The 20280-nt window shown below is 58.8% G+C and carries 17 protein-coding genes; 10 read left to right on the top strand and 7 right to left on the bottom strand.

The features are described 5' to 3' along the window. Positions 1-83: 83 nt before the first annotated feature. On the bottom strand, positions 84-1937 hold the full coding sequence (locus DNK50_RS27680; RefSeq protein WP_112196790.1) for a DUF4105 domain-containing protein: 1854 nt from the start codon (positions 1935-1937) through the stop codon (positions 84-86). Between the two features lie 92 nt (positions 1938-2029). Continuing rightward, complete coding sequence (locus DNK50_RS27675) at positions 2030-2518, bottom strand: DUF3015 domain-containing protein (RefSeq protein WP_099584757.1); 489 nt, start codon at positions 2516-2518, stop codon at positions 2030-2032. A gap of 267 nt (positions 2519-2785) precedes the next feature. Here DNK50_RS27675 and DNK50_RS27670 point away from each other — a divergent pair, with 267 nt between their 5' ends. Further along, the gene (locus DNK50_RS27670) at positions 2786-5227 is read left to right on the top strand and encodes a Lon protease family protein (protein WP_099584758.1); all 2442 of its coding nucleotides are present in this window, start codon (positions 2786-2788) and stop codon (positions 5225-5227) included. Positions 5228-5748: 521 nt separating this feature from the next. Further along, positions 5749-6066 (top strand): hypothetical protein, encoded by a 318-nt coding sequence (locus DNK50_RS27665; protein ID WP_099584759.1) that lies wholly within the window; start codon positions 5749-5751, stop codon positions 6064-6066. A gap of 6 nt (positions 6067-6072) precedes the next feature. Here DNK50_RS27665 and DNK50_RS27660 read toward each other — a convergent pair whose 3' ends face one another. Continuing rightward, on the bottom strand, positions 6073-7896 hold the full coding sequence (locus tag DNK50_RS27660) for a hypothetical protein (protein WP_112196789.1): 1824 nt from the start codon (positions 7894-7896) through the stop codon (positions 6073-6075). Between the two features lie 164 nt (positions 7897-8060). On the opposite strand from DNK50_RS27660, the gene DNK50_RS27655 reads away from it, so the two are divergent. Beyond that, positions 8061-8549, top strand: a complete 489-nt coding sequence (locus DNK50_RS27655; protein ID WP_099584761.1) for a TIGR00645 family protein — start codon at positions 8061-8063, stop codon at positions 8547-8549. 18 nt (positions 8550-8567) lie between these two features. Here DNK50_RS27655 and DNK50_RS27650 read toward each other — a convergent pair whose 3' ends face one another. From DNK50_RS27650 to DNK50_RS27640, 3 genes are all read right to left on the bottom strand, one after another. Then, positions 8568-10001, bottom strand: a complete 1434-nt coding sequence (locus DNK50_RS27650) for a glycosyltransferase family 39 protein (RefSeq protein WP_112196788.1) — start codon at positions 9999-10001, stop codon at positions 8568-8570. 116 nt (positions 10002-10117) lie between these two features. After that, positions 10118-11143, bottom strand: a complete 1026-nt coding sequence (locus DNK50_RS27645) for a hypothetical protein (RefSeq protein WP_112196787.1) — start codon at positions 11141-11143, stop codon at positions 10118-10120. Between the two features lie 106 nt (positions 11144-11249). Further along, positions 11250-11504: a DUF6124 family protein gene (locus DNK50_RS27640; RefSeq protein WP_112196786.1), complete on the bottom strand. Its 255-nt coding sequence runs from the start codon at positions 11502-11504 to the stop codon at positions 11250-11252. A gap of 514 nt (positions 11505-12018) precedes the next feature. Here DNK50_RS27640 and DNK50_RS27635 point away from each other — a divergent pair. Further along, complete coding sequence (locus DNK50_RS27635; protein WP_112196785.1) at positions 12019-13488, top strand: hypothetical protein; 1470 nt, start codon at positions 12019-12021, stop codon at positions 13486-13488. A 54-nt stretch (positions 13489-13542) separates the two neighbouring features. On the opposite strand, the gene DNK50_RS27630 is transcribed toward DNK50_RS27635, so the two are convergent. Further along, positions 13543-14418, bottom strand: a complete 876-nt coding sequence (locus DNK50_RS27630; protein WP_038847644.1) for a WYL domain-containing protein — start codon at positions 14416-14418, stop codon at positions 13543-13545. Positions 14419-14537: 119 nt separating this feature from the next. Here DNK50_RS27630 and DNK50_RS27625 point away from each other — a divergent pair, with 119 nt between their 5' ends. From DNK50_RS27625 to DNK50_RS27595, 6 genes are all read left to right on the top strand, one after another. Beyond that, on the top strand, positions 14538-14795 hold the full coding sequence (locus DNK50_RS27625) for a hypothetical protein (protein WP_112196784.1): 258 nt from the start codon (positions 14538-14540) through the stop codon (positions 14793-14795). A gap of 368 nt (positions 14796-15163) precedes the next feature. Next, entirely contained in the window at positions 15164-16033 is an 870-nt protein-coding gene (locus tag DNK50_RS27615) for a GTPase (RefSeq protein ID WP_112196782.1), read from the top strand. 58 nt (positions 16034-16091) lie between these two features. Further along, on the top strand, positions 16092-16604 hold the full coding sequence (locus DNK50_RS27610) for a hypothetical protein (RefSeq protein ID WP_162633407.1): 513 nt from the start codon (positions 16092-16094) through the stop codon (positions 16602-16604). Continuing rightward, positions 16601-18364: a dynamin family protein gene (locus DNK50_RS27605; protein WP_112196780.1), complete on the top strand. Its 1764-nt coding sequence runs from the start codon at positions 16601-16603 to the stop codon at positions 18362-18364. Before DNK50_RS27610 ends, DNK50_RS27605 begins: the two co-directional genes overlap by 4 nt. Continuing rightward, on the top strand, positions 18361-20004 hold the full coding sequence (locus tag DNK50_RS27600; protein ID WP_256595413.1) for a dynamin family protein: 1644 nt from the start codon (positions 18361-18363) through the stop codon (positions 20002-20004). The genes DNK50_RS27605 and DNK50_RS27600 overlap by 4 nt, the downstream gene beginning before the upstream one ends. Next, complete coding sequence (locus tag DNK50_RS27595) at positions 19997-20266, top strand: YkgJ family cysteine cluster protein (protein WP_112196778.1); 270 nt, start codon at positions 19997-19999, stop codon at positions 20264-20266. The genes DNK50_RS27600 and DNK50_RS27595 overlap by 8 nt, the downstream gene beginning before the upstream one ends. Positions 20267-20280 lie beyond the last annotated feature (14 nt).

The raw sequence follows: 20280 nt of genomic DNA, 5'->3' as shown, positions 1-20280 counted from the left end.
TCCCTGAGATGGAAACTGAATAAATACGGGCAAATGTGGGAGGGGCAAGCCCCCTCCCACATTTTGATTTTCGCCAGGCTGGGTCAGTAGTGATACCACTTTACTTCGAGCATCACTTCATTGACCGGTGTCGACAAGTGGCTGTATTCGCGCTGTGCACTCAGGCGCAGCCCCAGGTTGCGCGACAGTTCCCACTGTTGGTTGAGGCTGATGCTGCGACGCACTTCACCATTGGTGAAGAAATCGCCCTTGGCCTCCAGGCTCAGATTGCCCAGCGGGTTTTTCCACAGTACGCCGGTGTTAAAGCCGGCCGCGGGGGAGATGGCTTCGTTGAAGTCGTTGTTGTGTTCCACACGCACGGTGCCGAGGGCGAAGCCGAGCATGTCGTCGCGCAGTTGCCAGGTGCCGCCGGCGCCGCCGTTGACGTGGGCGACCAGGGTTTCATCGTCGTGCTTGCCCGGCACGCGTTCCAGGCCGCCGGTGACTTGCCATGACCACGGCTGCAGCAGGGCGTTGCGCGGGGTCAGGGAGCGGATGGTGGCCAGGTCCAGTTGCTGCAGTTGCCAGTGGTTGCCTTCGTACTGGCGCAGTTTCATTTGCAGGATTTCGATCTGCGCGCCGAGGGGGAAGCCTTCGGCATTGTCGTTGAGGTCGTGGTAGGCCATGCGCAGGCCGTATTCACCGAAGGCCTTGTCGCCACGGGTGCCGAGGCCGGCTTGCCAGGTGCGCGATTCGTGACCGTTTTCCGGCAGGCCGGGCGGCGTGATCTTCAGGTCGGGCGCGGGGTTCTGGTTGATGGCGCGCAGCAATTCGAAACTGCGTTGGGAGCGTGCAGTGTCGCGTTCCAGGCCGTTGGCGCGGTAGCGGCCCAGGCGATAGGCGGCGTCGATGATCAGGGCCTGGCGGTCGCGGGGCAATGCTTTAAAGGCCGGCGCCTGCAATTGTTGCTGGTCATCGCTGACCTTGAGCACCCATTGCTGTTCGTCGCTGTCCAGCGGCTTGGCGCGTTCCAGCAACTCGCGCTCGCGGGATGGCCTGTAGTCGATTTTCTCGACCAGGCCTGCGTCCTTCACTGCCTTGACGGTGTCGGTAGGAATGGCCGTCAGCGGGAATTGCTCGGTCAGGCGCAGGCCGGGGCGGGCCACTTGCAGCAGTTCCAGCAGGCGATAGGAGCAGTTTTCGTCGAAGAAGAAGTAGTCGAACTGGATCTGCTTGAGCTCCCACACGTGCTCGACCATGCGCTCGGTCTCGACCTGGGTGAGGTTGAGCCGGTATTCCCACAGGTCGCGGTTTTCGAGGCTACGGTACTCGGAGAGTTTTTCCTGGTAGGGCACCAGCGCGAACAGGCCGGGGTAGCCGCCCATCAGGCCTTTCCAGGCGTAGAGGATGCTGTTATCCGAGCCTTCTATGTAGGCGCCGAAGTTGATCGCGTAGCTGAGCAGCGCGGTCTTGTTGCTCTGCACGTCAGCCTGGTCGATACGCAGCAGGGTGTGGCCGAACATCGACGACGGGCTGTTGAGGTAGGCCGCCGGGAAGATCATCACCGCGCTGTGAGGGGCGACATCCTTGAACCATTGCTTGAATTCGGTGCAGTCCACGGCGGGCAGGTCGGTCAGGTTCAACTGAGCCTTGAGCCAGCGGGTACGTGCGGGGTAGACACATTGGGCGTGTTTTTCGCCCAGGCTGGCCGGAGCATAGAGTGCTTCAACGGTGGCCTTGAGTTCGGCATCCGGGTGGTGGGCGCCATCGGCGGCCAGGAAGAATTTCTTTTCACTGACATAACTGCGCCAGCCGCTGATTTTCCCGGCTTCGTAATGGCCCAGCGAAAGCCAGAACGGATCGTTGGCCAGTTGCTGCAAACGTTGATCATCAAGGTGCGGTGCCGCGTACAGCGGGGCGCAGGCGAGGAGTGCCATCCAGGCAAAGCGTTTGAGCATAGGGGCAACTTAAGTCGGAAATTAGAGAGACCCAAAGGGGAGGCGGGTCCAAAAATAAAACCCGCGCCTGGGGAGGCGCGGGCAGGTCGAGCTTAAGCCTGGGTAGCGTATTTCGCCAGACGGGCATCGCCTTTCAGTACAGCCAGGGTGTTGTTGTGCACGTCTTCAGCGGTCACATCGGCCTTGCTGAAGATTTGTTGGAAGTGTTCGTGAGCCACGGCTGCGAAGTGGTCACGATCTTCTGGCGCAACGCCCAGTACCACGGCGTAGGTGGTCAGTGCTTCGCCATTACCCTTGGCCATGTCTTCGGACAGCTCGTTCATCATGCCATTCATGGCAATCCAGGACTTGCCGCCGTAGGTCAGCGCGCTGTTGGTGCTGCAACCGTTGGTGCCCGAGGTCATGCCGAAGGTGGCGTTGCCCGAGGTGCCGTTGGTGGTGGAAGCCAGGAAGTGGGCTGGAGTACCGCGCTGGCCTTCGAACAACATGTTGCCCCAACCGCAGTTCGGGCCACCTGGTGCTTCTGCCATTGCATTGAGGGAGACGACGGTGAAGAGAGTACCGAGAAGGATCCGTTTCATAGCTTTGTTCTCTTTGTGTGCAAACCAATGGACAAGGGTTCAGGCACTTCATAGCGCCCTAGGGGTCGGTTATTAGTCCAACCCGCGCAGTTTGGAGTTTAGGCACGTTCCAAGGGTTCCGTGTGTTTTTATAAAACAATCAGAGATGTCGCGATTTTTTTGTAGGACGCATTCCGTGTCTACGCTTTCCCAAAGGCTCGCCTTGCCAGAGCGCGCAACGGAGAGCCAGAATGCCGTCATCTGCCCCGCCTGATGTAAGGAAGCCCGATGCCTGATCCTGTTGCTGCCAGCCTGCGTCTAGCGCCCGAAGCGCTGACTCGCCCTTTCTCCGCTGAACAGTTCAGCTTCTCGACCACCAATGATTTGGAGCCCTTTCGCGGTGTGCTTGGCCAGGAACGCGCAGTTGAAGCGTTGCAGTTCGGTGTGGCCATGCCACGCCCCGGTTACAACGTATTTGTCATGGGCGAGCCGGGTACCGGCCGTTTTTCGTTCGTCAAACGCTACCTGAAAGCTGAAGGCAAGCGCCTGCAGACCCCGTCGGACTGGGTCTATGTGAATAATTTCGACGAGCCGCGCGAACCCCGTGCCCTGGAATTGCCAGGCGGTGCGGCGGCAGCATTCATTGCCGATATCAATGGCTTGGTCGATAACCTGGTGGCCACCTTCCCGGCGGTCTTCGAGCACCCGACTTATCAACAGCGCAAAAGCGCCATCGACCGCGCCTTCAACCAGCGTTACGACAAGGCCCTGGACGTGATCGAGCGTCTGGCTCTGGAAAAGGACGTGGCGCTGTACCGCGACAGCACCAACATCGCGTTCACGCCGATGCTCGACGGCAAGGCGCTGGACGAAGCCGAGTTTTCGCAGTTGCCGGAAGTGGATCGCGAGCGTTTCCATACGGATATTTCCGAGCTGGAAGAGCGCCTCAACGAAGAGTTGGCCAGCCTGCCGCAGTGGAAGCGTGAGTCCAACAACCAACTGCGTCAGTTCAACGAAGAAACCATCACCCTGGCCCTGCAACCTTTGCTGGCGCCACTGTCGGAAAAGTACGCCGAGAACGCAGCTGTCTGCGGTTACCTGCAGGCCATGCAGGTGTACCTGCTCAAAACCGTGGTCGAGCAATTGGTCGACGACGCCAAGACCGACGCCCAGGCCCGCAAGCTGCTCGAAGAGCAATATTGCCCGAGCCTGGTGGTGGGTCACCCCGTCAACGGTGGCGCACCGGTGGTATTTGAGCCGCACCCGACTTACGACAACCTGTTCGGCCGTATCGAGTACAGCACCGACCAGGGCGCGCTCTACACCACGTATCGCCAACTGCGGCCGGGCGCCTTGCACCGTGCCAATGGCGGGTTCCTGATCCTTGAAGCCGAAAAAATGCTCAGCGAGCCGTTCGTGTGGGACGCCCTCAAGCGTTCCCTGCAATCGCGCAAGCTGAAGATGGAATCGCCCCTGGGCGAGCTGGGCCGCCTGGCGACAGTGACCCTGAACCCGCAGATGATCCCGTTGCAGGTCAAGGTGATCATCATCGGCTCGCGCCAGTTGTACTACGCGTTGCAGGATGCTGATCCGGACTTCCAGGAGATGTTCCGGGTGCTGGTGGATTTCGACGAAGACATTCCAATGGTCGATGAGAGCCTGGAGCAGTTCGCCCAGTTGCTCAAAACCCGCACATCGGAAGAAGGCATGGCGCCGCTGACCTCGGACGCGGTGGCGCGGCTGGCGACGTACAGCGCTCGGCTGGCGGAGCATCAGGGCCGTCTGTCGGCGCGTATTGGTGACTTGTTCCAGCTGGTCAGCGAGGCGGACTTTATCCGTCACCTGGCGGGCGATGAGATGACCGACGCGGGGCATATCGAGCGCGCGCTCAAGGCCAAGGCCACCCGCACCGGCCGCGTGTCGGCACGGATTCTCGACGACATGCTCGCCGGGGTGATCCTGATCGACACCGCGGGTGCGGCCGTGGGCAAGTGCAACGGGCTGACGGTGCTGGAAGTCGGTGACTCGGCGTTCGGCGTGCCGGCGCGGATTTCCGCCACGGTGTACCCGGGCGGCAGCGGCATTGTCGACATTGAGCGTGAGGTCAACCTTGGCCAGCCGATTCACTCCAAAGGCGTGATGATCCTGACCGGTTACCTGGGCAGCCGTTATGCCCAGGAATTCCCGCTGGCGATTTCGGCGAGCATCGCGCTGGAGCAATCCTACGGTTATGTAGACGGCGATAGCGCGTCCCTCGGCGAGGCGTGCACCTTGATCTCGGCGCTGTCGAAAACCCCGCTCAAGCAATGCTTTGCCATCACCGGCTCGATCAACCAGTTTGGTGAAGTGCAGGCGGTGGGCGGGGTCAACGAGAAGATCGAAGGCTTCTTCCGCCTCTGCGAAGCGCGCGGTTTGACCGGTGAGCAAGGGGCGATCATTCCCCAGGCCAACGTCGCCACGTTGATGCTTGATGAGAAGGTGCTGCAGGCCGTACGCGCCGGGCAGTTCCATATCTACGCGGTGCGCCAGGCCGATGAGGCGTTGAGCCTGTTGGTGGGCGAGGACGCGGGTGAGCCGGACGCCGAAGGGCAATTCCCGGAAGGCACGGTGAATGCGCGGGTGGTCGAGCGTTTGCGGGCGATTGCCGAGATGATCAGCGAGGAAGACTTGAAGGAGGCGGAAAAGGAATTGGCGCAGCAGGCGTTGGCTGAAGCGAAACCTGTGAGCTGACGGGTCTCTGTGATGGGCCAGCGTTCTGATGAGCGGGCTCTTGTGGTGAACGGACTCTCGTGGTGAGTGGGCATTTGTGGTGAGCAGGCTCTTGTGGTGAGCGGGCTTGCCCCGCGCTGGGCTGCGCAGCAGCCCCAATAAGGTCACCGCAGAGTGCCAGAATCAATCGCGGTGAAGGTTTTGGGGCCGCTTCGCGGCCCAGCGCGGGCAAGCCCGCTCACCACAGGGACTGCTCACCACAGGGACTGTTCACCACAGAGACTGTTCACCACAGGGACCGCTCACCACAGGGACTGCTTATCACAGGGGATCACCTACCACACGGATTTGCTCGCCACAGATTTGGTGAAGTTGCCAATAAACTGACTCAACCATAGGCGCCCACCACCGTTGGTCTCTATAACCTTGGTTTGTAGCGGTTTTCTTCTATTCTCTGCTTTAGGGATATCCACAGGAGTCGCTGGATAGAAACAGCCTCGCCCCAGGCCGGGCTGAACACCGATCTACCGAGGGTCGCCGCCATGCCGCGCAACCTTTGCCTTACCCGCCAGTGCTTCGGCCTGGTCACCCGTATCGAATGCTCCATTCGCCCTCTCGCGGGGGATAACGGGATGTGGACCGTATTGTTTGCCGCCGGAATGTCCGGTGAACAGCCGTCCACCATCAAGTCCCAAGGCCCGTTTCCTGGGTCTTCTGCGGCGCAAACCATTCTGGAGTCCATCGTGGACAGCCTGACCCAGCACGGCTATGAGGTGGCGGGCGACCCGCAGATCTGGTGCCTGCACATGCAGGCCCACCTGCGACAGCTCAATGGCAACCGTGAACCGCTTGCGCTGTAGCGGTGGTCATTTGCTGTCAGGTTTGTCCAGCTTGACCTCAAAGCCGTATTGCACGGTGTTCAGGTCGGTGCGTTGGTAGCTTTCCAGTGCGGTCGGTCGGCCGTAGAAATAATGCACGTCAAACATCGCCGTGCCGTACTCCTCGGCGCGGTGGCTGACCCCCAGAATTTCCTTGAGGTACTGGCCACTGGCATCCTTGGCGTAGAAGCGCCAGCTGTCGGCGGGGAAGTCTTTTTGATCGACGACCAGCGCGTTGTCCTTGAGCGACAAGCCCTTGGGCAGTTTGGTCACGTCCAACTCGCCTTTCTCGATAGTCGCCAAAAACAGCGGGATCGAGCCCACCACGAACGCCGGGTTTTCCGGGAACAGGTTGAGGTCGTAGGTGAGGGTGCCACGGGCCGGGTTCAGCTCGAACGCTTCGGTCGGCAGCTCGATGGGGTCTCCGCGCTCGCCTTTTTCGTCCGCGGTAAAAAAGGTAATCGGCGATACGCTGCTGTTGCGCTCGGCACCCACCAGGTCGTCGTTGAAGGTGAATGGGTGGTCGAACACCACATGCGCGGCACTGGCGTCCTCAACGGACTGGCTGATGCTGACGCTGTTTTTCAGCTGATCTTCGGTCATGGCTGCGTCTTTGAGCCAACTGGCAGCGCTGTCGTCGTACACGGTGACCGGCATCGGCAAGGCTTGTACGGTCTTTTCCAGGCTGTTCTTGTCGAAGCGCAGCACTGGCAGTTCAAGGTCCTTGCGGGTGACGGATGCCGTAGAGAAGTCCATCACGTTGACCTGCAGGTTATCGATCAGGCCGTTGAAGTACACCTTGGCGTAATGACTGCCCTGTTTATGTTCGAAGGCTTTCTGTTCATCCGTGAGCTGTTTTTCGAACCCTTGCGACCAGGCCTTCTGCTTTTGCATCTCAGCCAGTTGTTTCTCGTAGAACGCCACTTGCGCAGCGCTCTCGTTGATCGAGCCTGCGCGCGTGAGGAATTGGCCTGTACTGTCCCGCGCTTGCACCAGCAGAGGGTTCGGCGACTCATCGCCGACTTGCGGTGCCAGCGGTGCGCTGTTGGTCAGCTCGATTTCCGCGTAGTTCTTCTCCAGCAGCAGCAAGTTGAGCGTCATAGTGCCTTCGGTGCGCTTGTGGCCCACGTCCTTTTTCGACAGATCAAACGTCAGCACCTTGCCCGGCGCGATGACTTCGACCGCGCCTTTGAGCGTGACGGGCTGCGGTTGGCTCTTGTTTTCCGTCTCGATACCGTCGATGAAGGGGTAGGTCACCGTCAGGTCATCGGGGTTGGTCAGGTTGGAGCTGCTGGGGCTTAACTGAATGCCGGGGTCGGTTTCCGACCATTCTGGCTGGAAGGGCACGACTTTGTTGTTGCTCAAGGTGACCGACTGCCATTCCAGGCCATGGGGGAAGGGGAATTGGTCGGGCATGTTGAAACTGAACGGGAAGACCGGTTGCAGATCCGTCAGGTAGTCGGAATGGGAGGTCTTGCGCAGCACGAACAGGCCATTGATGTAGGTGTCCACCAGCGCCTGGGGCGTTGGGTAGTGCTTGAGCAAGGCGAGGGTGTCTTCGCCGTACTCGGCTTCGATGGGCTTGGTGGCCAGCTTGACTCGCGCCCGTTCCAGCAATAACAGCGAACCGCCGAGGTCGGCGATGGCGTCGCGCAGTTTGGGGTCTTGGATGCTGTCGAGGGACTGCTCGAACGTGGCGGTTTTCTCTTCAAGCGTCGTCTGTTTCTGCTCGTCGCTGGGAGAGCAGCCGCTGGCCAGCAGCAATGCCGTGCACAGGCCGATGCTGGCCAAAGGGGATCGCACATCCATCATCTGAGTTTCTTCCTGTCCGACGTCATCGAGCCGAGTTTAGGGGCTCGACACTAGCAGAAAAATTCTCTTACAGATGCCGCCTGGGTCAGTTTTCTCGTGCTTACAGGTGTCTTGTAGCGGCTGGTATACTCGCCGCCATTTTTAGCCAAGCTGTGTGAGATCCCATGGAACGCTTTATCGAAAACACTATGTACGCTTCACGCTGGCTGCTGGCGCCGATCTACCTGGGGCTGTCCCTGGGTTTATTGATCCTGGCGCTGAAATTCTTCCAGGAAATCATTCACGTGATTCCCAACATTTTTTCCATGCTGGAAGCGGAAGTGATCTTGCTGCTGCTGTCGTTGATCGACATGGCGCTGGTGGGTGGCTTGCTGGTGATGGTGATGATTTCCGGCTACGAGAACTTCGTGTCGCAGCTGGATATCGATGAAAACAAGGAAAAGCTCAACTGGCTGGGCACCATGGACTCTTCCTCGCTGAAGATGAAAGTGGCGGCGTCCATCGTGGCGATTTCCTCGATCCACCTGCTGCGCATCTTCATGGACGCCAAGAACGTCGATCCCGATCACCTGATGTGGTACGTGATCATCCATATGACCTTCGTGGTCTCGGCCTTTGCCATGGGCTATCTGGATAAGCTCACCAAGCACTGATCCCGCCGTGCGCTGGCCTTACTGCTCGATGAAGTAGTAAGGCTGGCGACCGATCTTCATCTCTTTGATCACCGTGACCTTCCCGCTCAGTTGGCGGGTGTTGTCCAGCAATGCAATGTTGCCGGGCTTGGCCGTGAGAAAGCTGCGTAACTGCGCTTCGGTTTGCAGGATCGGCAAGTAGGCCTGCAGATAGAACACGCTCGCCCCGGCAATGCGTTCATTGGGCTGGAACATCACCACGTCCCTACCTTCGGTTTGAAACGCCCTGGCCTGACTGATCACCGGCACGAAGGACTCACGCTTGTCTGCTTTGGGGGCGAACCAGAACGCAGCCGTCAGGTAGCTGGCAATTGCCAGGCTGAATGCACTGATGATCACGCCCCGGTGGTAGCGGTACAGCGCTGGCTTGTGTGCCTTGAGCCACTCCAACAGCACCCCTGAATATTCTGCGGCGAGCACCGCAGCGGCCGGGGTCAGTGCCATCAGGTAAACCGTGCGCTTGCTGGAAGCCAGGGTCAGCAGGGTGAACTGTGCCACCAGCCACACGCTGAAAAACAGGCGGTAGCGGTTGTGTACCAGACTTTTTCGAAAGTGCCACAGGCCCAGGTACACGAGGATATTCCAGGGTAGAAACGCCTCCGGCAGCTTCGCGATGTAGTAGTAGAACGGCTCGTAGTGCCCGGCCTCGACAAACGAACCGCTGAAGCGCCCAACGCTGTTGGTCCACAACACTTCGCCGACCGCCTGCATCCCCCCACGTTGAAACAGAAACCCCAGCCAGATCAGCAGCGGCACCAAAGCCAGTAGCGTGAACAACGCCGGCTTAAGCCAGTCGCCGATGCGCAGGCGTTTATCCATCAGGCTGGTGCTGGCCAGGTACACAAAGATCACGATGCCCGGCAACGCCAGCCCCAACACGCCTTTGCTCAGGGTGGCGATGACCATGCCGGCGGTAAACAACGCCCAGGCCCACACACTGGAACCTTCGCGCTCGGGCCGCAGAGCCTGGTAAAACCCAAGCAATGCCATGGTCACGCCGAGGCTGAGCAGTGAATCCTCACCCACACCGCGCACATTGCCCCAATAACTGGCCATGGTCGCCAGGATCAGCGCGGCGCTGAACGCCAGCGTCTGCGGCCGCCCGAAGCGACGTAGCATCCCGTACAGCAGCATCACGCTGAACAACCCGGCAAACGCCGAAGCCAGGCGCACCGCCCCGGTGCTGGCGCCGAACAAACGAATCGCGCCGGCGTCCAGCCACAGGCTCAGGGGCGGTTTTTCCAGGAAAGGCTCTTGAAACAGGCGCGGCACCACCCAGTCATTGTCCAGGTGCATCGCCATGGCAATCCCGGACACCCTTGCCTCGGTGGAGCCCTGCAGCTCGTGGTTGCCAAGGGCGAAAAAGAACAACAGACCAGCAATCAGGAGCAGCAGGGGAGCGGGACGCGTCATGGAATCTGGCTACCGGGGCATGAGACCGATCGGGCGACCGGTCATGGGTAGTCAAGGAGTATACGAGCGCGATTCTTAACCTTTGGTGAATGGCTGTGGAGTTTTTCTCGGGCGCATCAGGGCAGTTTCAACCTGGGCACTGCCGCTTTGCCTTGTTCGGTCAGCACCGGTTCCAACTGCTCCCAGGTGAAGGTCAGGTCGTTGTCGCAACCGTCACCATTGGCCGGCGTGGCGAGCCGCAGGCCCTGGGTGTTGAAGCTCAGGTCAAAGCTGGAGTAATCGGTAATCGCGGGGCAGCCCTCGTCGGTGCTGGTTTGCTTGGCCAGCCAGGTGCTGAAGGCGGCCGGCAGCTTCAAGTGCCCGGAATAGGCGTCGTACCACTGCTGATGGCCGCCGAACCAGGTCCATGGGTCCACACTCTCGCCGGTTTGCAGATTCCAGGAGTGCAGCCCCCAACTGATGCCCCTGGCGCCTGTGCCCGCGGCCCAGCGGTAGAACCGCACGGTAATGAATTGCGACGACCAATAGCTAGGCTCAACCTCGATTTCACTGGTATAGGCCGAGCCGTTTCGACCCAGGTATTCACGTCGTTCATGAAAGTAGTCGGTTAGATCATCGTCATTGACGGCCAGAGCGGCGAGTTGCTGATTGATCTTCTGCACCGCCGGGCCGTCGCCCTCCAGCTTGAGCGTGACGCGGGGGCCCTGAGTCTTGAGTTGGTAGGCATGGTTTTCGAAAGTCTTCTTCTCGGTCTTGATCGGCAGCGGCGCGGCTTCCATGGGCGCGTTATAGGCATCGCTGCCGCAGCCGTCCGTGGCAATGCGGCGTAAAGCCAGCGGCAGCGGCGTGCCGCCGGTGGTTTTACTCCAGGCACCAGAAAGGGCATCGCCTTGAGGTTTTTGCAGGGCCCAGAAACCGGTGTTGCCTTCCTCCACCCAGGGAGCGTTGTCGTTGGCCTGAGTCAATTGGATAGGGGTACGAATGCGCTGGTAGTAATAACTGCCATGCTCCCCGTCGGCACCGTTGAAACAGACGGTGATCGCGGACTTGCCCAAAGTACCTTGCCAAACCCCGGCCAGCTCAGCAGCGGTGGCGAGTAAGGGCATGACAGAGAGGGCGATAACGGCGAAGGGCTTGAGCACGGGTATCTGACTTCCGATTGTCTGATAAAGGCCGTCAGGGTAATGGGAAGTGTGAGGGGATGCCAGCGGGCGAGAAACGCTGAGGCGCCTCGCCCGGTTTCGTGTTTTAGGGTTGTGGCGGATGGGTAGTGAATGGCTGGATGTTCAAGACTCGTTCTACCAGTAGCTCACCCAGAACGATCAATTGCTGAGCGGCGAGCAACTTGTGGCGGTGCGCGCCTTCAAGCTCGAAAGCCAGGTCGGTGGTCATCGCGTTGAGACAGGCGAGGGTTTCGCTGGCTTGGATTAGCAGGGTTTCGGGGTGGATGTTTTCGGCGAGGGTGAAGAGGGTGGTTGGGGGATTGGGGGTGATTTTTTTCATGATGAAGCTCCCACACTGTTTAAGGAGCTGCCTCCCCCTGCTGTCAAACAGGAATAGGTGGCAGCTGTACGCGGGTTGACAGACCGGAAGTGTAGGAACCCGGCGCACCCGAAGATGCCCCACGCACAGCCACCATGAACGGGGCGGAATGCGTAAGCATGCCGTCTTATCACGGGGTGTGAAAGGTTACACTTTTCGGCCTGTCAAAGCCGGTCGCTGATGAGCAGCGACTGGGGGAAGTTAGCGTTGTGACGCGGGCTGCGCCAGTTCATCAAGGGCGCGGTAGCTTGAAGGAAAATTCTGAAGGCCTTCCCCTGCGCCTCCCAACCAGCAACAACCAAACCCGACCCTGACATGTGCTGCTGCATTTGTTCACCTATATGCATAAGTATCTGCACTAAAGTGGCCTCAAAAAATATGTAGATACCAATGCCTATAGGGGCACCTATCCTCGACGTAACCTGTTGTATTGCTTAAGGTATGGCCATTCGATATTGCCCATTCGGTGGTCCGCATGAAGCGCGCGCAATTCCTTGCACAACCTGAAGTGGTGGATTTTCTTGCATGGTTGCAAGTTAACTTGCCGGTGCTCACGTTCAATCTGCGCTTTAAAGCCAGTAACTTCGTGCCCGGTGGTTTGATCGCCCAAGTTCAGGGTTTCGAGCAAGTGATCAAGCACTATCGCTGGAAGGCGAGCTGGCAGGATACGCACCAGAACAATGTCGATTCACAGACCTGGTCACAGACCCAACGCTCACTCGGACAACTGCGCGAATGGCTAACAAGTGCCGTCACTGCGGGTGATGATGCGCAAGCCCTCGCAGCCTGTTTGCAGGTGCTTCGCTGGGGCGGTGTACGGGGCGCGATTCCCTTTTTGCAGCGGCTGGCTGCCGAAGGTCGCCTGACGAATTATTTGCGCAACATGGCCGGGCTTATGGCGCTTGATACTGACCACGACCTGGAGGGTCTCAACGCGGAAAGCGTGCAGCGTTTTGATGCGGGCCTGACCAAGATTCATGCGTTGCTTGATGTGTCGGGATCGCCGATTTATGACAGTCGCGTCGGCGCTGCGATGGGCATGTTGTATTCACTGTTTCGCCAGCAATGGACCGGCAAGGGAAAACCCTTGTTAGCGTTCCCTTCCGGAGGTGCCCGTGGTAACCAGTTGCGTAACCCTGGGGCCTTTGTGAATGGGGTGGCGGCGCCACAATTTTCATCGATCAACTATGAAACGTGGGCGCGCTGGCAGGTTCGGCTGGGTTGGATTATCCGAGCCTTGCTTGAACGCACGAACTGGTTTATTGAGCACGGTGCTTTACCCGCTCGCTGCCACGCCTTTGAGGCCAGCCTGTTCATGCTTGGCTATGACCTGCGCTGTTTTGGCGTGCCGCCCACGCCAATGGAATCTGTGACTCAAACGCAGCCCAGTGAGCGTGAAAGCACGGGCTGGGTACCGAGGGGGCATCCCTTCAGCCAGGTCATCCAGGATTACCTCATGTTTCGCCGCAGCGGTGCACAGGACAATAAAGCGTCATTTGTTGACTGGCTGTCGACTCACCCACGTGACGCCAAGACGATCTCGCGCGCGACTGCACAAGGTTACTGCTTTGCGTTTTCCATGCAGGAGTTCGACCTGTTCGGTCGCCCCATCGAAACCCTTGAGCGCATCGTTGACGGTGGCAAGGACGGCTTGTGCGCGGCACTGGGGTATAAGGAACTGGAGCCGTTCACCTTGGCGGATGAGCGGGTCAATGTGTGCCTGGTGGATGTGCTGATCACCGGGAAGGCGTATCAGCAGGCGACGAGCGCGCAGGCGCGCGTCGAGTTCATCCTGAGCGCCGGCTACGCCGGGACCGAGAACGCCGCAAGAACGCTGATGGCCCTGGGGCGCAACGTAGGCAACCACTTCGGCCTGCTCGATGCAGAGCATTTGCCGACGCCTCTGTTCGAGCAGTTTTTTCACAGCTGTTCGTTCGACGCCTGACGTGCATACGGCCGAGTGCGTCCGCACGCGAGCAGAAAGTGCGGCGCACCGCCCTCAATCATGCATGAGCCAGGGCCTCAACTCCTTGAGATTGGTAACCACGATCTGCTGTGCCTCAGGGTTGGTGGCCTGGTTTCTCGGGTCGACCTGATAGCGTCGTAACACATACTTCACCAATGCTTTGCGACTGGCGACCACCAGTTGCCCATCCGTCATGCCGAAGTCGGTTTCGATGATTGCCTGCTGCGCCGCGTTCAAGCGGCCATCGGGTGCAAAGATGATCGGTACTTCGGTGTTCCAGTCTTCGTCCAGTTCACGTGTGTTCTGCGACTCGTCGAGCAGGTCCGGCTCGCCCCGCAGGCGGCTCAATACAAAGTCGCGATACTGGCGGTTCTTCTCACAGTAGGCGCGCACATGCCAGCGCATCCCGGTGTACACCAGGGTATGTGGGGCGATCAGGCGGACTTCCACGTTCGGGGTGTTGAGCGAAACGTATTCGGTTTCCAGGCGCAAACCGTCGCGACAAGCCGCGAGCAAGGGCCGCAGGATTTCTGGCCGAATCGGTCGGTCCGGCACTTCCAGCACCTTGGTATGAGCGTAGGCCAGGGCCAATCCGTCGATGTGCGGCGCCCGTTCATTGTTCTGGTAAAGCAGGTGCAGATAAGCACTGGCGCTGTCATCGATGAACAGCGGTTTGAACTGTTTGCTCGGTACATAGCCCTTGCGTTGCTTGTCATATGTCAAGTTTCGGGGCGCATGTTCATTAATGTAGGTGTTGATGTCTTTGGAGGCCTGCTGACGGCTGATGCCGAAGCTCTGGATCAAGTGCCCCGTGGTCAGCCGACCTTCCCACCAGGCAACAGTCTCGATCAAACGATAGCGAAGTGCTAGGTCCCAACGGACTTGTTCGATGGATTGCTTGCGTTTCATACCCGCTCCATGTGTGTGAATACTTTACCTGTATAAGTCTACATTCTAGACCTGTCGTTAAACACTACATATCGTGTAACTGTCTTCGGAATACATCGAAGGCATGAAAGGATGTGAGCATGAGTATGTCGGAAGCGGTTTCGACGGGGGCATTGGCGGTGATGGGGATCATCCTGCTGGTGCTGATACAGCAGTGTTTGAAGCTTAGTGAGCTTTGGAAAATGGTCGACCATTATCAGAAAGATCTGAGTTGGGCGCAGATCTGGGAAGTAGAAAACCGCGAGTTGCGTTCGGCGCTGCGGGCCGAAAGAGAACACGTCGCGCAGTTGCAGCGACAGCTGGTGATTTTGCAGGCAATGCTCCCGGTAGAGGAATAAGCCGTGGGGCGGGTATTCAGGAGAACGTATTGATGCCGATAAAACCCACACCCTTCACGTTTGTGTGTGAAGACTGCAAGTGGAAGAAAACCGTCGCCCCGCGCAGTGATGCATTGATGCCCGGTGATTGGTTTGCGGTCTGTCCGAAGTGCGGCAGTACGGCGCTGAAAATGCGCGCGGCAGGGTGGCTTGAGGCGGCGGCAGCGGAGCTTGTAGCACTGCGGAGGCTGTAAGTAACGCGGCGGAGGGCAAGAAAACTCGGCTGCGATAGGTTGTGGCAATGTGGCATCATCTGCCGACGTCTTGATATATCGCGGCCGCAAAATGCGCTCTCGCTAAGCGATGGCGCCCCAAGGAGTTTCAGGTTTATGGATCAAGCAGTGCTGTATATCGATGCGCTTGAGGCTGAGTGCCAACGTCTTCAACTGCAACACGCTGAGGCCGTGCCACCCAAGCCGCGCATTGCTGCATGGGGGTTGGTCAAAGCCGGCAAAAGCTCGTTGCTCAACATGCTGAGCGGCAATGTTCGCGAGGAATATTTCGCAACCGGCGTGGTGCGTACCACCCGCATCAACCAGCAGCTTGAGCTTGAACACTATGTGCTAGTCGACACACCTGGCCTGGGTATAGATCAGGTGGATAGCCAACAGGCCATGGAAGGGCTCGACATCGCCGATATTGTGCTATTCGTTCACGCGCCTCCGGGGGAGTTGGACGAGGAACAAGTCAGCCTGTTGCTAAAACTGCGTGAGGTCCATGGCGATGCCCTCGAGCAGCGGTTAGTGCTGGTGTTGAGTCTTCTGGACTTGGATCAGAACGGCTCGATGGCTCAGGTGCGTGAGCGCATTGAAGGCCAGGTGCTGCGTTGCCTGGGGTTCCAGCCGATGTGCTTTGAAGTCTCCAGCCGCCGTTATCAGCGTGGTGTTGAATTGGGCCGTGAAGGGATGCAGGCCAAAAGCGGGATTCCCGGTCTGGCCTTGCATCTTGACCAGATGTCGAGCGAGTTGGCCCCCTCACTTACGGTGGCTCGTCAGCAGCGCCTGGTGCAACGCCGTGACGAGTTGGCGGCCGCGCTTGGCCGCGCTATTGAGCATGAGCAATTAGCGATGCAGAAGCTCTGTGCGCCCTACGCCAACACCGCCAATGCATTCGTTGAACTGATGAGCAGCGTTCAAAGCCGTTTTTCGGCTAAGACCGCCGAGATCCGCACTGCCCGCGAAAAGTTGAACAGCCTTTAAGTCAAGGAGACTTGTAATGCCTCTACCCTGGTTGATTGGTGCTGTTGCGGTGGCTGCCGTGACAGCGATCGTCAAGGCCGTGTCTGATGACAGCCCGTCTTCAAGTTCATCCAGCGCTTCAAGCTCTGGTGACGCTGAGCGTCGCAAGCAGGAGCTTGCCGCCAAACGTGAGCGCGAGCAGCAAGGCTTGAAGGCGCGGATCTCGAACCTGGAAAAAGATCGCCGCGAGCAATTGAAAGCACAGCTCAACAGTGCCGGGCCAATCCTGGGTCGGCCCGTGAAGGCAATTGCCGCGGCGAAGACGGCGACTCAGCTGGAGCAAACCGTCGCCAGCAAGCAATCCTCGGGCTCAGCTTACGGGGAAGCGATGAAGGTCATTTTGCATGCCGACTCGGCGTTCTCTGCGGTGAAAACCAAACGCTTCCTTTTGCAGCTCAATGTGCTTGAGGCCCTTACTGCACCGCTGGCTGCCCAACAGGCGGAGCAGCAGGCCCAGGTGCAACTCAAGCAATCGGCGGCGCGAATCAAGCGACTGCAGCAATTGAAAAATACTGTGGAGCAGCTTGTATGAATGCCGTGACCCGCGACGAATTGATGGGCGCTTTCGAGCAACTCCAAACCCAGTTTGAGCGACAGAAAAACGACATCCATGCCAAGGATCGTGCATTCAACTTACTGCGCCAGGAATTTGTTTCCAGCAACCTCGAACACACCCAGGCGTTGCTCGACTCTGTCAGCAACGACAACCCGCTGCACGCGTTGGCGCAAGGTCTGTCGGAACGTTTGGCGGATCAGTTCGCCGTGTGGCAAAAACAAATCAAGGTCCGCGCCAAAGGCGCGCAGTTTCGCGAAAACGTCAACGACTCTCTGCTGGTATTCGTCTACGGCAAAGTCAAGTCTGGCAAGAGTTCGCTGGGTAACTATGTTGCTTGGGGCCACAGCGAGCCTACCGCGCAATTGAAGGCGCAGGCGAAAGTCCAACCCGTTTATTTCTCTACCGAGCAGACAACAGTAGAGGGCGGTGACAAGCACAAGGAAGCTGAACATAACTTGCAGTTTCGCGTGGGCGCCACCGAAGCGACCAGCTCGATCCAGGGCTTTCGTTTACCTGGTCTGACCTGGGTTGATTCGCCGGGCCTGCATTCGGTCAACCGGACCAATGGAGACCTGGCGCGTGAGTATGTCGAACACGCCGACCTGATCCTCTACACCATGAGCTCCCAAGCACCCGGTCGAGCCTCCGACATGGGCGAAATTGGCGAGTTGCTGGCCGACAAAAAGTCTTTGATGGTGTTGCTCACGGGCAGCGATACCACTGATGAAGACGAAGACGAAGACGGCAATGCGGTGTGTGAAATTGTCATGAAGCCGGCAAAGGATCGGCAATCACAAGTTAATTATGTAAGCGAAGAGTTGCAGAGGCTGGACGACAATGCGCTGAAGTACACGCATGTGTTACCCCTGTCGACACGCTTCGCTGAAACACACCCGGATGATTTGGCTTCCAGCGGTGTGGGCGACTTGTTCCAGACGCTCAAGGCCATCTGCGACAGCGATGCGCTGCAGCTCAAACTTGCCACGCCAATGAAGAATTTGCGCAACGCCATCAAGGACACGGTGGCAGACCTGGCTTTGGTGGCAGATCTGGTCACCGGCTTCGAGCAGCAGATCCGTGAGCAGGGCAAGGCTATTGAGCAGGAGATGCACACCCTGGGCCTGGCAGGCGCCGCGCAGATGGGCCGTTACGTCAACCAACTGTTCGATGCAGGCTACGACGAAAAGCATGAAGGCAAACTGCGTAACCAACTCACGCGGGTTCTGGGCGACCGGGCTGATGACGCGCTGAGGCATATCGGCAAGACACAACAAGCCGGGTTGCGCCGGGCTTTCGACGCGAGCCGTTTAAGTGCCCTGCCTGAATACCGAGAAGTAACGCAGGCCAAGGAATACCGAGCCGGTACCGAGTCAGGGACCAAGACAGCCTGGGGCGCGGGCGGGACGCTGGTGGGCGGCGCCATAGGCTTTTTGGTAGGAGGCATACCCGGCGCACTGCTCGGGGCCTCCATTGGCAGTACTTCCAGTCTTGCCGGTCGCAGTGCCAAGGCTCGCTATGAAACGCATCAAGTAGTGGTCGGCGACAACCTGGAAGAGCAGCGCCAAGCTGCCCTTGACGCCTACGCCAACGCTGTGCCGGATTTGCTGGCTGAGCACGTCATGCAGCTTTACGAACCGGTGCGCGCTGGCATGCAACGCTATTGCGAGCAACTCGTCAGCGAGATTGCCCGCTTGAACGACCGACTTGATTACCTCGTTGAGAGCCAACAGTCATGACGCAGCAACCTCCAATGTCCCACGTACTGTCGCTCTACGACGATGTGGACGAACTGTGTGCCGTTTACAACCCCTCAGCGACACCGGCCATCCGCAAGATGGTGGCGTCCCGAAAGGCCAGCGCTGCAGCAACCATCATGGTCTACGGCGTGTTCAACGCCGGTAAAAGCACACTGATCAATGCGTTGCTTGGCGCTGAGCTGGCGCAGGTTGCCGATACGCCGGAAACCTACAGGATCCAGGGTTACCGCTGGGGCGACTTCGAAATCTTGGACACGCCGGGTATCGACGCGCCACAAGCTCACGAGCAGGTGACGCGCGAGCAATTGTATGGCGCTGACGTGGTGATCTTTGTCGTCAACCCGCTGGGCGTTGTTGAAGAGGAAGCCACGCTTTCGGCATTGTTGGAGTTGGTCGAGCGCAATAAACAGATCTTCCTGGTGCTTAACCGTAAAAATCCGCTGGAGCCGCTGGAAGCTGAGCGAATCAAAGACCAACTGCGCGAACGGATCCAGCAAATGGCCCGGGCGCGCGGATTGCCGCAAGTGTTGCAGGCCATCCCGATCCTGGAAGTTAACGCCCGATCGGCGCTCAAGGCCAAGCTTGAGCACAAGAGTAATTTGCTGCAGAACTCGGGCTTTCCGAAGTTCGAAAGTGAACTCAACCAGTTCTTTGCCTCGATCGAGCAGCGTCAGATTGTTGCCGGTGTGGCCACTGATTTGAGCGGTTTCATCGATGAGACGCTGGACCTGTTGGACCAACAGCGCGACCAGGCCTCCAGCGCTCGCATTGATGCGTTTTATGCGCAAATTGCAAGGCGTGAGATTGATCTACGCTCGCTGCTTAAAGCGTCGATACAAGCCAAGTCGGCCGGTGTGGCGCAGAGCGCGATCATGGCGATGCACCAGGACGCAGAAGGCGCCCAGGCCAAAATCGATGGACTGATCCGGCGCGCCAACGAACAGGTGTGTGGTGATCTGGACGATGAACTCAAACGCCTGGCGCTGGATGCGTCGCAACTGCTCGACGAGATGTTCGACCAGGTCCGCGTTCAGCAAGCAGGTGTGCCGTCCACGGGCACGCTGGACATCCCCGACGCTTCAGCTGGTCAACCCTCAGCGGGTACCGACTCGACCGTCGATATGAGTTTGCTGGAGGCGGGTGTGCGCCAAGCGGGTGGGGCGCTGAGGACCGAACACGTGGTGACGGTGATGAAGTTGGGCAAGGAATGGCTGCCCACCCTATTCAAGGGTATTGGCCCGGTCACCATGGGCAAAGTGGCTGAACAGGTAGTAGGCAAGGTGCTGCCCGCCATCGGCGTCGTCTACCAAGTCGGTAAATTGATTTACACCGCTTTTGCTGGCGACCCGGAGCAACAGCGCCTTGAAGAGCAATCCCGCCTGGAACAGCAACAGCGAGAGCGCCGCGACCAAGCGATCAAGAGCCTGGGCGACGATATTGCCTGGGAGTTCTCGCGGGCCCTGACCGAGGTAGTGGAGGCCAATATCAAGAGCAATTTTGCGCTGGTCAACGACAAGCTTAAAACCTTGCGCGACAGCCTCAGCCAGACCGAGCGCAAGCTCAGCGAAGACCGCGCGTTGCTGGTGCAGTGCCAGGTCACGCTGGACACCTATGTCTGAACACCGCCAGGCATTCCCCTGTAACCGCTGCATGCAGTGCTGCAAGCGTGTCCACCTGTTGCCGCAAACAGCCGGGATGGATCGGGGTGACGGGGTGTGCAGGCATTTGGATGAAGCCGAGAGCGGCTGTCGCATTTACGCGAACCGGCCGGATATCTGCCGCGTGGATCGGCAATACGAACTGAATTATCAACGGACGATGACGTGGGAAGCGTTCGTGGAAGTAAACGCAGCAGCCTGCAAGCAGCTGCAAACGATGTGATGTGTTGATCATTT

Origin of the sequence: Pseudomonas sp. LG1E9 (assembly GCF_003290225.1) — a bacterium.
Classification (GTDB): Bacteria; Pseudomonadota; Gammaproteobacteria; order Pseudomonadales; family Pseudomonadaceae; genus Aquipseudomonas; species Aquipseudomonas cyclaminis.
Note: the sequence above shows the minus strand (reverse complement) of the source record. Positions and strands in the feature narration are given on the sequence as shown.